Origin of the sequence: Streptomyces sp. NPDC006624 (genome assembly GCF_040611555.1) — a bacterium.
Classification (GTDB): Bacteria; Actinomycetota; Actinomycetes; order Streptomycetales; family Streptomycetaceae; genus Streptomyces.
Window position 1 is genome coordinate 396,848 of record NZ_JBEXOM010000003.1, and the last position, 16,221, is coordinate 413,068.

The window sequence follows — 16,221 nt, forward strand, 5'->3', positions numbered from 1 at the left end:
TTGGTGGACCGCATTGTGAAGCGTGGACTTCATGATTGACCTGCGCCGACTGCACGTCCTCAGGGCGGTCGCCCACTACGGCACGGTCACCGCGGCCGCCCGCGCCCTGCACTTCACCCCGTCCGCCGCCTCCCAGCAGATCCGGCAACTCGCCCGCGACCTGGGCGTCGACCTGCTGGAGCCGCAGGGGCGCGGGGTGCGTCTCACACCGGCCGCCGAGAGCCTGCTCGCGCACGCCGACGCCATCCAGGCCCGGTGGGACCGGGCCGAGCTCGATCTGCGGGCCGACCAGGGGGCGCCCTCCGGGGTGCTGCGGGTGAGCGGCTTCCCCGTGGCCGTGTCGGTGCTGCTGGCGCCGATGGCGGTGCGGCTGGGGGAGCGGCACCCGCGGCTGTCCGTGCGGATCACCGAGGCGGTCGTCCCGGCGAGCTTCGACCTGCTCTTCGAGCGCGAGACCGATCTGGCGGTCGTCGAGTCCACCCCGCACAACCCGCCGATGAGCGACACACGCTTCGATCAACGGCCGCTGCTGGACGACCCGTTCGACCTGGTCGTCCACGAGGAGCACCCGCTGGCGGGCCGGACCCGGATCGATCTCGCCGAGGCGGCGCGCGAGGCGTGGATCGCGCCGGTGCGGGAGAGCCCCTGCCGTCTGCAGGTGCTGTCCGCCTGCGGCGCGGCCGGGTTCGCGCCCGACGTCGTCCACCACGCCCACGACTGGAACGCCACCGCGCACCTGGTCGCCCACCGGCTCGGCGTCGCCCTCGTCCCGCGCCTGGCCCAGCTGACCCCGTACCTGCCGATCGCCCGGGTGCACTGCGCCGGCGACCCCCACCGCAAGCTGCTCACCTGCACCAGGGCAGGCGGCCACACCCGCCCGGCGACCGCGGCGGCCCTGGCCGAACTACGGGACCTGGCCGGCACGGCGGTCGCCTGACGGTCGGCGGTGCCCGGGGTGTCTGCCCCTGTGGCGCGCTCGGCGCGTCCGCTCCCCTCGGCGTGCGGCCGTGGGGGAGGGGCGCACGCTCAGCACCGGCCTGGCCGGGTGGTGGTACGGGCCTGGGGGCTGCGGTGGCCTTGGACGAACTGCGGGGCTCGGTCCGCGCGGTGGCTTCTCGGGCCCACGCGCCGCCCCGTCGCCCTCCGGCAGGCCCCGCGCGCCCGTCCCCTCGGCCCCGGCGTGCCGCGCCGGGAGCCCCTCACCGTCCTCCCGGCGTGCCCGGCGTGCTAGGTGTGCCCGGCGCGCCCACCTGCAGGCCGTCCATGACGAAGTCGAGCAGGCGGGTGGTGCGCCGTTGCCAGTCGTCGTGGGGGCCGAGTGTCCAGAGGCCGCCGATCGCGAGGAACAGGTCGTCCGCGGTGACGCCGGGGCGGATGGTGCCGGCCCGCTCCGCGGCCCGCAGCAGGAGTTCGGCCGCCTCGGTCACCGGGGCGTGCCCGGGCTTCGCCGGTTTCCCCGGGGCGCTGGTCGCCTGGCGCAGCGCGTCGGCCAGACCGGCCTTGGCCATGGCGAAACGCGCCAGCCGGTCCATCCACTCGCGCAGCGCCCGGTCGGGCTCGCGGCTCTCCAGCAAGGGGGCCGCGGAATCGGCCACCTGCTGCATCTCGTGCCGGTAGATCTCCAGGACCAGCGCCTCGCGGCTGGGGAAGTGACGGTAGAAGGTCCCCTGCCCGACCCCCGCCTTCTTGGCGATCGCGCTCAGCGGGGCGTCGGCCGCACGCGTCAGTTCGGCCAGGGCGACTTCCAGAATGCGTTCGCGGTTGCGCTGTGCGTCCGAACGCAGGGGAGCGTCCTTCCTCTGCGGCACTCGCCCTCCTCGCGGTCATGGCCGAAACCCGGCCCTTGTTAAGCGGACAGTTGTCCGTTACGTTTCCGGGTAACGGACAACTGTCCGCTTGTTCCATCGTATCGGCGTGCCGCCCGCGCGGACAGCCCGGCCGGCCGCGTCACAGCCGGTCCCCGCATCCTGCACGGTCGTGAACCGGCATCGCCACCCGCACACCTCCCCGCCTGACCTCGCGATGTGAGAAAGAAGGCTTCCATGCCCCCATCGACGTCCAGCGACCTCACCCTGTCCGTCAACGGCGAGAAGTACACGCTGACCGTCGACCACCGCACCACCCTGCTCGACGCGCTGCGCGAGCGGCTGGATCTGACCGGCACCAAGAAGGGCTGTGACCAGGGACAGTGCGGCGCCTGCACCGTCCTGGTCGACGGCCGCCGCGGCCTGGCCTGCCTGCAGCTGGCCGTCGCTGCGGAAGGGCGCGAGATCACCACCATCGAAGGCATGGCCGAGGGCGACCGGCTGCACCCGGTGCAGCAGGCGTTCCTCGACCTGGACGGTCTGCAGTGCGGCTACTGCACGCCGGGACAGATCTGTTCGGCCGTCGCCGTCATCGAGGAGCACGCGGCCGGCTGGCCGAGCGCGGCCACCGGCGACATCCATCCCGACGCGGGGCCGCCCGAGTTGACCCCCGAGGAGATCAAGGAACGCATGAGCGGAAACCTGTGCCGCTGCGGCGCGTACATGTCGATCGTGCAGGCGGTCGCCCGCGCCGCCGAGGCCAAGGGGGCGGCGGCATGAGGGAGTTCGGCTACCAGCGGGCGTACGACGTCTCCGGCGCCGTCGCCCTGCTCGACGGCGACCCCGAGGCACGCTTCCTCGGCGGCGGCACCAACCTCGTCGACCTGATGAAGACCGGCGTCGAGCGGCCCGGCCTCCTGGTCGACGTACGCGAACTGCCCCTGGACCGCGTGGAGTCGGCCGAGGACGGCGCACTGCGCATCGGGGCGACCGTCACCAACAGCGACCTCGCCGCGCACCCGGAGGTCCGGCGCCGTTACCCCGCCCTGGCGCAGGCGGTCCTGGCCGGTGCCTCCGGGCAGCTGCGCAACATGGCCACCGTCGGCGGCAACCTGCTCCAGCGCACCCGCTGCGGCTACTTCGCCGACGTCAGCTCGCCCTGCAACAAGCGGGACCCCGGCAGCGGCTGCCCCGCCCTCGAAGGCGAGCACCACAACCACGCCGTCCTCGGCGCCTCCGGCCACTGCGTGGCGACGCACCCCTCCGACATGGCCGTGGCCCTGACCGCCTTCGACGCCGTCGTGTCGTACGAGACGGCCGACGGCCCGGGGCAGGTGCCGCTGACCGACTTGTACCTGCCGGTCGGGGACACCCCGCACCGGGAGACCGCCCTGCCGCCGGGCGCGCTCGTCACCGGCGTCACCCTGCCCCCCGCCCCGGTGGCGGCCCGCTCCCGCTACCGCAAGGTGCGCGAACGCGCCTCCTACGCCTTCGCCATCGGCTCCCTCGCCGCCGCGCTCGACGTACGCGACGGCCGGGTGCACGAGGTGCGGCTGGCCTTCGGCGCAGTCGCCTCCCGCCCCTGGCGCGCCCGCGAGGCCGAACGCGTCCTGACCGGCGCGCCCGCCGAGGCAGCGCACTTCGCGGCCGCTGCTGAGGCCGAACTGGCCGCCGCCCGGCCCCTGCCCCACAACGGATACAAGGTGACCCTGATGCGCAACCTCGTCGTGGCCGCCCTCAGCGAACTCGCCGAGGAGGCCGCCCGATGACCACCGCCACCCAAGGCCTCGTCGGCACCGCGCACCCCCGCGTGGAAGGCCGCGACAAGGTCACCGGAGCGGCCCGCTACGCCGGCGAGATCCCCTTCGCCGAACTCGCCCACGGCTGGCTGGTGCTGTCCACCGTCGCCCGCGGCCGCGTCCGCGCGCTGGAGACCGGTCCGGTCCTCGCCCTGCCCGGCGTCCTCGCCGTGCTCCACCACGGCAACGCCCCGCGCGTCGAGACCGACTACACCGGCCTGCTCGGCGGCCGGCCGGACCCGTCCGCCGCCCTCTTCCAGAGCGACCGGGTGGCCCACCGGGGCTGGCCGGTGGCGCTGGTCGTCGCCGAGACCTCCGAACAGGCGCGGGAGGCCGCCGAGTCCCTGGTCGTGCACTACGAACAGGAGCCGCACGACGTCGACTTCTCCGCCGGGCGCGCGTCCGAGGCGTACGCGCTCGACTCGCACGTGCCCGCCGTGGCGGAGAAGGGCGACCTGGAGGCCGCACTGGCGGCGTCGGCGGTCGTGGTGGACGCGGAGTACACCACCCCCGAGGAACACCACAACCCGATGGAACCGCACGCGGCGACCGCCCGGTGGGAGGGCGGCCGGCTGGAGGTCGTCGACTCCAACCAGGGCACCAACTGGGTCGCCGGCGAGCTGGCCTCCCTGTTCTCCCTCGACCCCGCCTCGGTGCGGGTCCGCTCCGAGCACGTCGGCGGCGGCTTCGGCAGCAAGGGCCTGCGCGCCCACCAGGTGGCCGCCGTGATGGCCGCGACCGTGCTGCAGCGCCCGGTCCGCGTCGTCATGACGCGCCGGCAGATGTTCTCCCTCGCCGGCTACCGCAGCCCCACGGCCCAGAGGGTCAGGCTCGGCGCCGACCCGGACGGGCGGCTGCGCGCACTGGAGCACCGGGCGCTCAACCCCACCTCGGCCGTGCACGACTTCGTCGAGCCGAGCGCCGCCGCCGGACGGTCGATGTACGCCGCCGACGCCCACCACACGGCCAGCCGGATCGTACGGCTCGACGTGCCGACCCCGACGTGGATGCGCGCCCCGGGGGAGGCCCCGGGCTCGTTCGCGCTGGAGTCGGCGCTCGACGAACTCGCCGAGCGCCTCGGGATCGACCCGATCGAGCTGCGCGTGCGCAACGAGCCCGAGGTGGGCCCGGTCTCCGGGCTGCCGTTCGGCAGCCGCAACCTCGTCGCCTGCTTCCGCGAGGGGGCCCGCCGGTTCGGCTGGGACGGGCGGGACCCGCGCCCCGGCCTGCGCCGCGAGGGACGCTGGCTGCTCGGCACGGGCACCGCCGCCGCCTCCTTCCCCACGACGGCCATGCCGTCCACGGCGGCCGTCACCGCGGAGGCGGACGGCACCTTCACCGTCGGCGTCAACGCCGCCGACATCGGCACCGGCGCGCGCACCGCGCTCACCCTGGTCGCCGCCGACGCGCTGGAGGTGCCGGCGGACCGCATCCGGGTGCGGCTCGGCGACAGCGACCTCGGCCCGGCGATCATCGCCGGCGGCTCGATGGGCACCCGCTCCTGGTCGTGGGCCGTCACGGCCGCCGTCGGCGAGCTGCGCCGGAGCCTCGCGCCGGGCGCCGACATCCCCCCGGAGGGGATCACGGCCCGGTCGAACACCGCGGAGGCCGTCGCCGCCCTCGCCCAGAAGGAACGGCACGCCTTCGGGGCGCAGTTCGCCGAGGTCGCCGTGGACCCCGCCACCGGCGAGGTCCGCGTCCGGCGCATGCTGGGCGTGTTCGCGGCCGGCCGGATCGTCAACCCGCTCACCGCCCGCAACCAGCTCGTCGGCGGCATGATCTGGGGCCTGTCCATGGCCCTGCACGAGGAAGCCGTCCGGGACCGGGCGAGCGGCGGGCTCTACGGCGCCGACCTCGCGGGCTACCACGTGGCCGCGCACGCCGACATCGGGGACATCGAGGCCGACTGGGTCGACGACCCCGACCCGGACGACCCCGTCGGCATCAAGGGCATCGGGGAGGTCGGCATCGTGGGCGCCGCGGCGGCGGTCGCCAACGCGGTGTGGCACGCGACCGGCGTACGCCACCGCCACCTGCCGATCCGGCCCGACCGGGTGCTGATGGCGGGCGGCGATGCTTGACCTGGCCGGGCAGGTGCACGCCTGGGCCGAGGAGGGCCGGGAGTTCGCCGTCGCCACGGTCGTCGCCGTCGGCGGCAGCGCCCCGCGCCCTCCCGGCGCCGCGCTGGCCGTCGCCGGCGACGGCACGGCGCTCGGATCGGTCTCCGGGGGCTGTGTCGAAGGAGCCGTGTACGACCTGTGCACCCAGGCCCTCCAGGACGGCGGGACGGTCGTCGAACGGTTCGGCTACAGCGACGAGGACGCCTTCGCCGTGGGGCTGACCTGCGGCGGGACGATCGACGTCATGGTCACCCCGGTCACGGCGGGGCACTGCGTCGAGAAGGCCGCGCTGTCCGCCGCCGCGGCCGGTGAGCCGGTCGCCCTGGCCCGCGTGGTCCGCGGCCCCGGCGGTCTCCTCGGCCGGGCGCTGCTCGTCCGCCCCGACGGCTCCCGCGAGGGCGGGCTGGGCGGCGATCCCGGCCTGGACCGCACCGCGGTCGCCGAGGCCCGCGCCCTGCTGGACGGCGGCCGTACGGGAACGATCGAACTCTCCGAGGACGGCTCGCACTGCCCGGGCGGGCTCACCCTGCTCGTGGAGTCGGCCGTGCCGCCGCCCCGCATGATCGTCTTCGGTGCGATCGACTTCGCGGCGGCGGTCGTCCGGATGGGCAAGTTCCTCGGCTATCACGTCACCGTGTGCGACGCGCGCCCCGTCTTCGCGACCCGGGCCCGCTTCCCGGAGGCCGACGAGATCGTCGTGGACTGGCCCGACCGCTACCTGCGCGGCACGCAGACCGACGGGCGGACGGTGCTGTGCGTGCTCACCCACGACGCCAAGTTCGACGTGCCCCTGCTGAAGGAGGCACTGCGGCTGCCGGTCGCCTACATCGGGGCGATGGGCTCCCGCCGCACCCACCGGGACCGCGAGCGGCGTCTGCGGGAGGAGGGCGTGAGCGCACGCGACCTGACCCGGCTGCGCTCCCCGATCGGCCTCGACCTGGGCGCCCGTACACCGGAGGAGACGGCGGTGTCGATCGCGGCGGAGATCGTCGCCGTACGACACGGCGGCACGGGAGCACCGCTCACCGGCTCGGACAGACCGATCCACGCACCCGCACGCACGACGCAGCCCCAACCGGCGTGAACGCGACCGCGCCGACGCCCACGGGTGCCTGGACGGGCCCGGCCCCGGGCCGCTACGGCGACTTGGGCGGGCTGGGGCGGACTGGGGAGGACTGGGGCTGGCTGGGGTGGGTTGCGGCTGCGCGCCGGGACGTGCGGGGCCGCGCCGCCGCTCCCTTGCGCGCAGGGCGGGTGATCGCCGAGGGGGTTCGACCGGCGGCGGTGCTGGCGGAACCGGCCGGGGCGGAGTGCCGTGGCGGCCTGAGCGGGGCGACTGCGGGGCGGCGCCGCATGCCCCGATGCGGGCCGGGACTGGTGGCCGTGCGTATGCGACCCGCTGTGGTGCCGCGCACCTGGCCGGGGCGGAGTCTCCCGACCGACCCCGTGGGGCCGACCCGCGCGACGCTCTCGCTCCCGCCGCGGGGTTCGACCGTGGCGGTGCTGTCGCAGCCCGGCTGGACTGGTGGCGGCCGCAGGGCTGACCGGAGGCGGTCCCGGTGTCACCAGCCGGGGTGGCGGTCCGTGTGCGGTCCGAGCGGTTCGACCGGCGGGCTGCGCCGCTCCCACGGTTGGCCGCCGGCGCTTGAGGCCGCCCTGAAGGCGGCCGGGCCCCGGCATGCCGGAGGGGCCGCGGCCGTTTCCGGTCGCGGCCCCTTCCTGCGGCGTGGTCAGGCCGCGGCCGGCTCCGAGGCGTGGCCGTGCAGGCGGGTGATGACCTCGGTCAGCTGCTCGGCGACCTCGGCGTCGTCGGCCGGGTGCGTCTCGGCGAAGCGGGTCATCGAGCCGGGGATGGCCAGCTTGACGTCCTCCAGGACCTTGCCGCCGGCCACGCCGACCGACTTGCGGGTCTCGTCCTGCGCCCAGACACCGCCGTACTGGCCGAACGCGGTGCCGACCACGGCGACCGGCTTGCCGCTGAGCGCACCGGCGCCGTACGGGCGGGACAGCCAGTCGATGGCGTTCTTCAGCACGGCCGGGATGGTGCCGTTGTACTCGGGCGTGAAGAGGATCAGGGCGTCCGCCGCGTTCGCGGCCTCGCGCAGCCGCTGCGCGGCGGCCGGGACCGTTCCCTCGACGTCGATGTCCTCGTTGTAGAAGGGGATCTCGGCCAGACCCTCGAACAGATCGACCTCGGCGCCCTCGGGAGCGAGCTTGACGGCGGCCTCGGCGAGCTGGCGGTTGTGCGAACCGGCGCGCAGGCTGCCGACGAGGGCGAGGATACGAACAGACATGCTGACTCCCACGTAGAGAAAAGTGATCTGTAACCGGTGTCACGATCCGGACCGGGGTCCGTTTAATGTTCTAGCACTCTAACCGGACCGCGGTCCAGTTTTGTTCCCGATGCTTTACGCTGGCTTCATGTCCGCCGCCCCGCCGCCCTTCCCGACGCCCCAGGAGCCCGTCGACCACCCCGAGCTGATCCAGCTCGGCACCGCCCTGGAGCCCGGCGAGCCGTGCCTGCGCGCCGACGCCGCGCGCAACCGGGCCCGGCTGCTGGAGGCAGCCGCCCGGCTGGTGGCGGAGCGCGGCGCGGAGGCCGTCACGATGGAGGCGGTGGCCGCCGAGGCCTGTGTCGGCAAGGGCACGGTGTTCCGCCGGTTCGGCGACCGCACCGGCCTGCTGACGGCACTGCTCGACCACTCGGAGAAGAAGTTCCAGGCCGCGTTCCTGAGCGGCCCGCCGCCGCTCGGGCCCGGAGCGCCGCCGGTGGAGCGGCTGCGGGCGTTCGGCTGCGCGATGCTGCGCCGCTCGAGCGACGAGCTGGAACTGCAGCTGGCGGCCGAGCCGGGCGCGAGCCGCCGCTTCGTCGCCCCGCCCCGCCGCGTGCTGCGGCGCCACATGGAGATGCTGCTGCGGCAGGCGGTGCCCGAGGCGGACTGCGAGCTCCTCTCCCACACGCTCATGGGCCAGCTCGACCCGGCCCTGATCCACCACCTGACCCGGCAGTGCGGCATGCCCGTGACCCGTCTCGAGGTCGCGTGGACCGACCTGGTCGACCGGGTGACGGGCACCGGTCCCGCCCGCTGACCCGTCCGCCGTCCGACCCGCGCGAACCGTCGGCGGTCGACGCGCGACCCGTCGGCCGCCCGCCGCGCGCGCCTCGTCGGCCTGCCCCGCGCGAACCGTCCGCCGCTCGCCGCGCAAGTCGTGGGCCGCCCGCCGCGCGCAAATCGGCGGTCACCCGCCCCGCGAACCATCGGTCACCCGCCGCGCACATCACCGATCACCCGCCCCGCCAACCGTCGGCCACCCGTCGTGAGCGCTCACGGCATTCTCACAACTCCCCCGCCCAAAGCGCGCATTGGGGCTTCTGCCAAGATGCCGTACGTCATGGTGCAGATACCGAAAACGCCCGCGCCCCCGTCCCCCGCACCGTCGCGCTCCGTGCCCACGAGCGCCGATGTGGCCCGCCTGGCCGGCGTCTCGCGCGCGACCGTCTCCTACGTCCTCAACAACACCGGTGCCGTACGGATCAGCGAACCCACCCGCCGCCGGGTCCACGACGCCGCGAGGGAACTCGGGTACGTCCCGCACGCGGCGGCCCGCAGCCTGCGCGCCGGGCACAGCCGTATGGTCCTGATCCCCGCGCCGACCTTCCCCGTCGGCCCTCTCTACAGCCGCTTCCTCGCCGACCTGCAGAGCGCGCTCGCCACCCTGGACTACACGGTCGTGCAGCACGGCACCGGCGGCCCGCACGGCGACGAAGCCGCCCGCGCCTGGGCGGAGTTGCGCCCCGTCGCCGTCCTCGTGCCCGGCTCCGGACTCGGGCCGCGCGGCGTGGCCGTGCTCAAGCGCTCCGGGGCGCGGGCCGTGGTGACCCTCGGCCCGGAGACCATCGAGGGCGCGCACGCCCTGCTCATGGACCACGACGTGGTCGGGCACAGTGCGGGCGCGCACCTCTACGACCGCGGCCGCCGCCGCATCGGCGTCGTCGTCCCCCAGGAGCCCGGCCTGGAGGCGTTCTCCGCGCCCCGGCTCGACGGAGTGCGCCAGTCCGTGCGCGGCACGGACGCCACGGTGACCGAACTGCCCCTCGCCTACGACGAACAGGACGCCGCGCGCCTCGCCGCCCGCTGGCGGTCCCTCGGCCTGGACGCCGTGTTCACCTACAACGACGAGTACGCGATGCTGCTGATGCGCGCCCTGCAGGACGAGGGTGTCCGCGTCCCGGAGGAGACGGCCGTGATCGGCGCGGACGACCTGATGCTCGGGCGGCTGCTGCGCCCCCGGCTCAGCACGGTCCGTCTGCACCTGCCCTCCGGCCGCGAACTCGCCGAACTGGTCGACCGCACGGTGCGCAAGCCCGGCACCGAGCCCGAGACGCACAAGGTGCTCGGCGCGACGGTATTGCACCGCGAGTCGAGTTGACCCGGCCGCGGCCCAACTCCGCGGCCGGGCACAGGCGTCCGGTCCCGCTTCCCGGCACCACGGCTAGGATGTTGCGCGCTCAACCAAATGGGGCGCGTGCACACCCGGACCGCGGCACGGACCGCTGCGGCCGGCCGGCGCGTCCCGCCCTGTGACCGCCGAACCGGCCGCGCACGCACGGGACTCGCCCTCTCCCGTGAGCCGGTGACCGATCGATCGGAGAGCCGCCATGCCGTTGCTCGACCCCCGGACCTGGCAGCCCCGCGCCCTCGCGGGGCCCGGGTACAGCGTCACCGAGCCCGCCACCGGCCAAGCCCTCGGCCCCCTCGCCCTCGCCACGCCCGAGGACGTGGGGGCCGCCGCCGGACGTGCCGCGGCGGCCCAGCGCGCGTGGGCGCGCGCCCCGCACATCGCCCGTGCCGCCGTGCTCCGCAAGGCCGGTGACCTGTTCACCGCGCACGCCGACGAACTGCGCGAGTGGCTCGTCCGCGAGTCCGGTTCCGTCCCCGGCAAGGCCGACTTCGAACTGCACGTCGCCGCCCAGGAGTGCTACGAGGCCGCCGCGCTCGCCTCCCGCCCGGCCGGTCAGGTACTGCACAGCGAGGCGCCCCGGCTGTCGTACACGCGCCGCGTCCCGGCCGGGGTGGTGGGTGTGATCTCCCCGTTCAACGCCCCGCTGATCCTGTCCATCCGTTCCGTCGCCCCGGCCCTGGCGCTGGGCAACGCGGTGCTGCTGAAGCCGGACCCGCGCACGGCCGTCTGCGGAGGGCTGTCCCTCGCCGCGGTCTTCGCGGCCGCCGGACTCCCGGAGGACCTGCTGCACGTTCTGCCCGGCGGCGCGGACGCCGGACAGGCCCTGGTCGCCGACCCGCGCGTGCCGGTCGTCTCCTTCACCGGCTCCACCGCCGCCGGACGGGCCGTGGGCGAGGCCGCCGGCCGTCACCTCAAGCGGGCGCACCTGGAACTGGGCGGCAACTCCGCCCTGATCGTGCTGGAGGACGCCGACCTCGACGCGGTGATCTCCACCGCCGCCTGGGGCTCGTTCTTCCACCAGGGCCAGATCTGCATGACGACCGGACGCCACCTGGTGCACGCGTCCCTCTACGACGAGTACGTCGAACGGCTGGCCGCGAAGGCCGACTCGCTCGCCGTCGGCGACCCCTTCCGCGACCAGGTCCACCTGGGCCCCGTCATCGACTCAGGGCAGCTCGCGAAGATCAGCGCACTGGTCGAGGCCAGCAGGGCCGCGGGCGCCGAGGTCGCCGCCGGCGGCACCCACGACCGGCTGTTCTACCGGCCGACGGTCCTCGCCCACGTCGACGACCGCACCCCGGCCTACGCCGAGGAGGTCTTCGGGCCCGTCGCCCCCGTCCGCTCCTTCGCCACCGCCGACGAGGCGGCGGCCCTCGCCGCGCGGAGCGAGTACGGCCTCTCCCTGGGCATCGTCACCCGCGACACCGCCCGCGGCCTGGACCTCGCCGAGCGGATACCGACCGGCATCGTCCACATCAACGACCAGACCGTCAACGACGAGGCGGTGGCGCCCTTCGGGGGAGTAGCCGCCTCCGGCACCGGCGCGCGCTTCGGCGGCGAGGCCAACCTGGAGGCCTTCACCGAACTGCGCTGGACGACGGTCCGCGCGGACGTGGCACCGTACCCTTTCTAGCCCCGGCGGCGTCCGGCCCGGGTGCCGAGCGGCAGGGCCGTCACTCGCCCTGCCGCTGCGGCTGCTGGGCCTCCTGCTCGGCGATCGCCTTGCGGACCTCGTCCATGTCCAGGTTCCGCGCCTGCCCGATGACGTCCGTCAGGGCGGCCTCGGGCAGGGCGCCCGGCTGGGCGAACACGGCGACCTGGTCGCGGACGATCATCAGCGTGGGAATCGACTGGATGCCGAAGGCCTCGGCCAGCTCCGGCTGCGCCTCGGTGTCCACCTTGCCGAACACCAGGTCGGGGTTCTCCTCCGCCGCCTTCTCGTAGACGGGCGCGAACTGCCTGCACGGCCCGCACCAGGACGCCCAGAAGTCGATCAGGACGAACTCGTTGTCCGTGACCGTCTGGTCGAAGTTCTCCTTGGTGAGCTCCACGGTGCTGCTCATGGCGTACATCCCTCTTCCTGGGGTGGGTCAAGCCGTCGGCACAACACGTCCGACCTGGCAGGTATTCCGCGCCCCTACCCGTGTGGCCAGGCCGCACACCACCCACCAGACTGACCCCATGACGGAAACGGAAACCAACGCGTACGACGTCGTGGTGCTCGGGGCCGGGCCCGTGGGGGAGAACGTCGCCGACCGCACCCGCGCGGCGGGGCTGACCACCGCGGTCGTGGAGAGCGAACTCGTCGGTGGCGAGTGCTCCTACTGGGCGTGCATGCCCAGCAAGGCGCTGTTGCGGCCGGTCATCGCCCGGGCCGACGCCCGCCGCGTGCCGGGCCTGAGCCAGTCGGTGCAGGGCCCCCTCGACGCGTCCGCGGTCCTCGCCCACCGCGACCACTACACCTCCCACTGGAAGGACGACGGCCAGGTCGGCTGGCTCGACTCGATCGGCGCCGACCTGTACCGGGGCCACGGGCGGCTCACCGGCCCCCGCACGGTGACGGTCACCGGCCCCGACGGCACCGAGCGCGTCCTGACCGCCCGGCACGCCGTCGCCGTCTGCACGGGCAGCCGGGCCGCCCTGCCCGGCCTGCCCGGGCTCGACGCCGTCAAGCCGTGGACCAGCCGCGAGGCCACCAGCTCGGCGTCCGTACCCGGCCGGCTGATCGTGGTGGGCGGCGGCGTGGTCGCCACCGAGATGGCCACCGTCTGGCAGGCCCTCGGCTCGAAGGTCACCCTGCTGGTCCGCGGCAAGGGCCTGCTCGCCCGCATGGAGCCCTTCGCGGGCGAACTCGTCGCCGAGGCGCTCACCGAGGCCGGCGCCGACGTCCGCACGGGCACCTCGGTGGAGTCCGTCACCCGTGAGAACGGCACCGTCGTGGCGGTGACGGGCGACGGTGAGCGCATCGAGGCCGACGAGATCCTCTTCGCCACCGGCCGCGCCCCGCGCACCGACGACATCGGCCTGGAGACGGTGGGCCTCGAACCCGGCTCCTGGCTCCCGGTCGACGACAGCCTCCGCGTCGACGGCCACGACTGGCTCTACGCCGTCGGCGACGTCAACCACCGCGCCCTGCTCACCCACCAGGGCAAGTACCAGGCCCGCGTCGCGGGCGCCGCCATCGCCGCCCGGGCCACCGGCGAGACCCTCCTCGACCGGCCCTGGGGCGCCCACGCCGCGACCGCCGACCGGGCCGCCGTCCCCCAGGTCGTCTTCACCGACCCGGAGGCGGCGGCGGTCGGACTCTCCCTCGCCGAGGCGGAGCAGGCCGGGCACCGGGTGCGGGCCGTCGACGTCGACCTGTCCACCGTCGCCGGGGCGGGCCTGTACGCCGACGGCTACAAGGGCCGCGCCCGCATGGTCGTCGACGTGGAGGACGAGATCCTGCGCGGCGTGACCCTGGTGGGCGCGGGCGTCGGCGAACTCATCCACTCCGCGACGATCGCCGTCGCCGGGCAGGTCCCGGTGAGCCGCCTGTGGCACGCGGTCCCCTCGTACCCGACGATCAGCGAGGTGTGGCTGCGGCTGCTGGAGGCCTACCGGGACAACTGACGCGCGCCGCACGGGCCCACGGCGTCCGGGACCTCCGCGCGGGAGGCGGGGGCAGGTCGCCGGTCGGTTCGCCGATCGGGACGGCGGTGCCTTCGCGCGCTTCCGCCGCGCACCCCGCAGGAAGGCCAGGAGGGGCGGCTCACGGCAGGTCGAAGCCCAGGGCGCGGGCCGCCTCCCGCGGCGTCGCCTGCGCCCAGCGCTCCGCCACCGCCTGGCTGGACGACAGGGAACGCGGCTCGGCCCGGTCCAGGTACAGGACCCCGTCGAGGTGGTCCGTCTCGTGCTGCACGATCCGCGCCGGCCAGCCCGTGAACACCTCGTCCACCGGCCGCCCGTGCTCGTCCTGCCCGGTCAGCCGCACCCCGGCGGGCCGCGCCACCACCGCCTGCCAGCCCGGCACGCTCAGGCACCCCTCGAAGAAGGCGACCCGCTCCCCGCCCACCGGCTCGTAGGCCGGATTGACCAGCACCCGGAACGGCTGCGGGACCCGGCCGCGCGCCCGCCGCACCTCGTCCGGCACCGGCGCCGGGTCCTCGATCACCGCGATCCGCAACGCCACGCCGACCTGCGGCGCGGCCAGCCCCACCCCGGGCGCCGCGCGCATCGTGATCCGCAGCGCCTGAACGAAGCGCGCCAGCAGCGCCGGCCCCAGCTCGCCGTCGTACGGCACGGTGCCGCGCCGCAGCACCGGGTCGCCCGCCGCGACGATGGGCAACGGACCGCCGCCCGCAAGGAGTTGCTCGACCCGCTCGGCCAGAGGGGCGCGATCGCTCGGAGTTCCCATCGCGTCAGGATGACACGGCACCCCCCACCTCCGCGTGACGCACATCACGCACATGCTCCGGGAACTGAAGACCCCTGCGCCCCGACTACTGGACCGCAACGGCCACGAAGACGTCCCCCGGAGAAGCCAGCCGATGACCACCGCTCCCTCGACCACCACGGACGAGGCCCCGAAACCAGCCACCCCGTCGCCCCCGAAGGGCAGTTGGGCGCCCCTGCGCCCCCTCTTCCTCCGGCTGCACTTCTACGCCGGGCTGCTGGTGGCCCCGTTCCTCCTCGTCGCCGCCGTCACGGGCCTGCTGTACGCCGCCTCCTTCCAGGCCGAGAAGATCGTCTACGACCACGAACTGACGGTCCCCGCGGGCGAGCGGAAGCTGCCGATCGGCGAACAGGTCGCCGCCGCCCGCGAGGCGCACCCCGAGGGCACGGTCTCGGCCGTACGCCCCTCACCGGAGCCCGGCGCGACGACCAGGGTGCTGCTGTCCGGCGTCCCGGGCGTCGACGACGGCCACACGCTCGCCGTGTTCGTCGACCCGTACACGGCGAAGGTGCGCGGCTCCCTCGATCAGTACGGCTCGACCGGCGCGTTGCCCCTGCGCACCTGGATCGACGAGTTCCACCGGGACCTGCGCCTGGGCGAGCCCGGGCGGCTGTACAGCGAGCTGGCGGCCAGCTGGCTGTGGGTGATCACGGCCGGCGGTCTGGTGCTGTGGTTCGGCCGCCGCCGGTCCCGGCGCACGGTGCGCGGCACGAACGGGCGGCGCCGCACGCTCGGACTGCACGGCACCGTCGGCGCGTGGGCGGCGCTCGGGTTCCTGTTCCTCTCGGCGACCGGCCTGACCTGGTCGGCCCACGCCGGTGCGAGCATCGACGAACTGCGCACCTCGCTGGGCCAGGCCACCCCGTCGGTGTCGGCGGCGGCAGGCGGCGAGCACACCGGTCACGGCTCCGCCGCCGGACGGGCCGGGGACGCCGCGCACGGGGTCGGTCTGGACAAGGTCCTGGCCGCGGCCCGCGCCGAAGGGCTCGGCGACCCGGTGGAGATCGTGCCGCCCGCGGACGCGCGGTCGGCGTACGTCGTCAAGCAGGTGCAGCGCAGCTGGCCCTCGAAGCAGGACGCGGTCGCGATCGATCCGGCGAGCGGCGAGGTGACGGACGTGCTGCGCTTCGCCGACCACCCGGTGCTGGCGAAGCTCACCCGGTGGGGCATCGACCTGCACACCGGCGTCCTGTTCGGCCTGGCCAACCAGATCGCCCTGATGCTCCTCGCGCTCGCCCTGATCCTGCTGATCGTCTGGGGCTACCGCATGTGGTGGCAGCGCGGGCGCGGCGCCGCCTTCGGCCGGCCGATCCCGCGCGGCGCCTGGCAGCACGTGCCGCCGCAGATCCTGGTGCCGCTGCTGGCGGCGGTCGCCGTCCTCGGCTACTTCCTGCCCCTGTTCGGCATTCCGCTGGCCGCCTTCCTGGCGGTGGACATCCTGCTCGGCGAGATCGCCCACCGGCGGGGACGGCGCTCGTACGGCCCGGGCACGCCCGCGCGCTGACCGTCCTGCGAGCAAAGGTGCCCGGCTCCTGGAGGAGCCGGGCACCTTTCGTCGGACGCGGCGAACCGGACCGGTGCCCGCTCGCCGGACCCGA

Annotated in this window: 14 protein-coding genes; 10 read left to right on the forward strand and 4 right to left on the reverse strand. The window is 75.0% G+C overall.

The features are described 5' to 3' along the window. Nucleotides 1-31 precede the first annotated feature (31 nt). On the forward strand, nt 32-937 hold the full coding sequence (locus tag ABZY20_RS08160; protein WP_356438260.1) for a LysR family transcriptional regulator: 906 nt from the start codon (nt 32-34) through the stop codon (nt 935-937). Between the two features lie 262 nt (nt 938-1,199). On the opposite strand, the gene ABZY20_RS08165 is transcribed toward ABZY20_RS08160, so the two are convergent. Then, nucleotides 1,200-1,808, reverse strand: a complete 609-nt coding sequence (locus tag ABZY20_RS08165) for a TetR/AcrR family transcriptional regulator (RefSeq protein WP_356438263.1) — start codon at nt 1,806-1,808, stop codon at nt 1,200-1,202. 234 nt (nt 1,809-2,042) lie between these two features. Between ABZY20_RS08165 and ABZY20_RS08170 the strand changes: the two genes are divergently transcribed. The 4 genes from ABZY20_RS08170 to ABZY20_RS08185 are packed head-to-tail and all read left to right on the forward strand — an operon-like array spanning nt 2,043 to nt 6,808. Continuing rightward, nucleotides 2,043-2,585 (forward strand): 2Fe-2S iron-sulfur cluster-binding protein, encoded by a 543-nt coding sequence (locus ABZY20_RS08170; RefSeq protein WP_356438266.1) that lies wholly within the window; start codon nt 2,043-2,045, stop codon nt 2,583-2,585. After that, on the forward strand, nt 2,582-3,574 hold the full coding sequence (locus tag ABZY20_RS08175) for a xanthine dehydrogenase family protein subunit M (RefSeq protein WP_356438269.1): 993 nt from the start codon (nt 2,582-2,584) through the stop codon (nt 3,572-3,574). Before ABZY20_RS08170 ends, ABZY20_RS08175 begins: the two co-directional genes overlap by 4 nt. Continuing rightward, nucleotides 3,571-5,685 (forward strand): xanthine dehydrogenase family protein molybdopterin-binding subunit, encoded by a 2,115-nt coding sequence (locus ABZY20_RS08180; RefSeq protein WP_356438272.1) that lies wholly within the window; start codon nt 3,571-3,573, stop codon nt 5,683-5,685. The genes ABZY20_RS08175 and ABZY20_RS08180 overlap by 4 nt, the downstream gene beginning before the upstream one ends. Further along, on the forward strand, nt 5,678-6,808 hold the full coding sequence (locus ABZY20_RS08185; protein ID WP_356438275.1) for an XdhC/CoxI family protein: 1,131 nt from the start codon (nt 5,678-5,680) through the stop codon (nt 6,806-6,808). Before ABZY20_RS08180 ends, ABZY20_RS08185 begins: the two co-directional genes overlap by 8 nt. Before the next feature lie 646 nt (nt 6,809-7,454). Here the strand turns inward: ABZY20_RS08185 and ABZY20_RS08190 are convergent. Then, nucleotides 7,455-8,018 (reverse strand): NAD(P)H-dependent oxidoreductase, encoded by a 564-nt coding sequence (locus ABZY20_RS08190; protein ID WP_356438278.1) that lies wholly within the window; start codon nt 8,016-8,018, stop codon nt 7,455-7,457. Nucleotides 8,019-8,145: 127 nt separating this feature from the next. Here ABZY20_RS08190 and ABZY20_RS08195 point away from each other — a divergent pair, with 127 nt between their 5' ends. The 3 genes from ABZY20_RS08195 to ABZY20_RS08205 all read left to right on the forward strand — a co-directional run bounded on the left by ABZY20_RS08195 (nt 8,146) and on the right by ABZY20_RS08205 (nt 11,821). Beyond that, nucleotides 8,146-8,814, forward strand: a complete 669-nt coding sequence (locus tag ABZY20_RS08195; RefSeq protein ID WP_356438281.1) for a helix-turn-helix domain-containing protein — start codon at nt 8,146-8,148, stop codon at nt 8,812-8,814. A 303-nt stretch (nt 8,815-9,117) separates the two neighbouring features. Continuing rightward, nucleotides 9,118-10,155: a LacI family DNA-binding transcriptional regulator gene (locus ABZY20_RS08200; RefSeq protein WP_356438284.1), complete on the forward strand. Its 1,038-nt coding sequence runs from the start codon at nt 9,118-9,120 to the stop codon at nt 10,153-10,155. A gap of 229 nt (nt 10,156-10,384) precedes the next feature. After that, nucleotides 10,385-11,821, forward strand: a complete 1,437-nt coding sequence (locus tag ABZY20_RS08205) for an aldehyde dehydrogenase family protein (RefSeq protein WP_356438287.1) — start codon at nt 10,385-10,387, stop codon at nt 11,819-11,821. 40 nt (nt 11,822-11,861) lie between these two features. Here ABZY20_RS08205 and trxA read toward each other — a convergent pair whose 3' ends face one another. Beyond that, nucleotides 11,862-12,251, reverse strand: coding sequence for a thioredoxin (gene trxA / locus ABZY20_RS08210; protein WP_356438289.1), 390 nt, complete (start codon nt 12,249-12,251; stop codon nt 11,862-11,864). Nucleotides 12,252-12,369: 118 nt separating this feature from the next. On the opposite strand from trxA, the gene ABZY20_RS08215 reads away from it, so the two are divergent. Next, on the forward strand, nt 12,370-13,800 hold the full coding sequence (locus ABZY20_RS08215; RefSeq protein WP_356438291.1) for an NAD(P)/FAD-dependent oxidoreductase: 1,431 nt from the start codon (nt 12,370-12,372) through the stop codon (nt 13,798-13,800). 139 nt (nt 13,801-13,939) lie between these two features. Here the strand turns inward: ABZY20_RS08215 and ABZY20_RS08220 are convergent, their stop codons facing one another. Beyond that, complete coding sequence (locus ABZY20_RS08220) at nt 13,940-14,584, reverse strand: peptide deformylase (RefSeq protein ID WP_356438294.1); 645 nt, start codon at nt 14,582-14,584, stop codon at nt 13,940-13,942. Nucleotides 14,585-14,717: 133 nt separating this feature from the next. Here ABZY20_RS08220 and ABZY20_RS08225 point away from each other — a divergent pair, with 133 nt between their 5' ends. Then, nucleotides 14,718-16,127, forward strand: a complete 1,410-nt coding sequence (locus ABZY20_RS08225; RefSeq protein ID WP_356438297.1) for a PepSY domain-containing protein — start codon at nt 14,718-14,720, stop codon at nt 16,125-16,127. The last annotated feature ends 94 nt before the right edge of the window (nt 16,128-16,221 follow it).

What these genes read in the sequence shown, in the direction of transcription:
- ABZY20_RS08215 (WP_356438291.1), top strand. Translation starts at nt 12,370, where the DNA reads ATGACGGAAACGGAAACCAACGCGTACGACGTCGTGGTGCTCGGGGCC.
- ABZY20_RS08225 (WP_356438297.1), top strand. Translation starts at nt 14,718, where the DNA reads ATGACCACCGCTCCCTCGACCACCACGGACGAGGCCCCGAAACCAGCC.
- ABZY20_RS08195 (WP_356438281.1), top strand. Translation starts at nt 8,146, where the DNA reads ATGTCCGCCGCCCCGCCGCCCTTCCCGACGCCCCAGGAGCCCGTCGAC.
- trxA (WP_356438289.1), bottom strand. Translation starts at nt 12,251, where the DNA reads ATGAGCAGCACCGTGGAGCTCACCAAGGAGAACTTCGACCAGACGGTC.
- ABZY20_RS08200 (WP_356438284.1), top strand. Translation starts at nt 9,118, where the DNA reads ATGGTGCAGATACCGAAAACGCCCGCGCCCCCGTCCCCCGCACCGTCG.
- ABZY20_RS08185 (WP_356438275.1), top strand. Translation starts at nt 5,678, where the DNA reads ATGCTTGACCTGGCCGGGCAGGTGCACGCCTGGGCCGAGGAGGGCCGG.
- ABZY20_RS08220 (WP_356438294.1), bottom strand. Translation starts at nt 14,584, where the DNA reads ATGGGAACTCCGAGCGATCGCGCCCCTCTGGCCGAGCGGGTCGAGCAA.
- ABZY20_RS08170 (WP_356438266.1), top strand. Translation starts at nt 2,043, where the DNA reads ATGCCCCCATCGACGTCCAGCGACCTCACCCTGTCCGTCAACGGCGAG.
- ABZY20_RS08180 (WP_356438272.1), top strand. Translation starts at nt 3,571, where the DNA reads ATGACCACCGCCACCCAAGGCCTCGTCGGCACCGCGCACCCCCGCGTG.
- ABZY20_RS08205 (WP_356438287.1), top strand. Translation starts at nt 10,385, where the DNA reads ATGCCGTTGCTCGACCCCCGGACCTGGCAGCCCCGCGCCCTCGCGGGG.
- ABZY20_RS08160 (WP_356438260.1), top strand. Translation starts at nt 32, where the DNA reads ATGATTGACCTGCGCCGACTGCACGTCCTCAGGGCGGTCGCCCACTAC.
- ABZY20_RS08175 (WP_356438269.1), top strand. Translation starts at nt 2,582, where the DNA reads ATGAGGGAGTTCGGCTACCAGCGGGCGTACGACGTCTCCGGCGCCGTC.
- ABZY20_RS08190 (WP_356438278.1), bottom strand. Translation starts at nt 8,018, where the DNA reads ATGTCTGTTCGTATCCTCGCCCTCGTCGGCAGCCTGCGCGCCGGTTCG.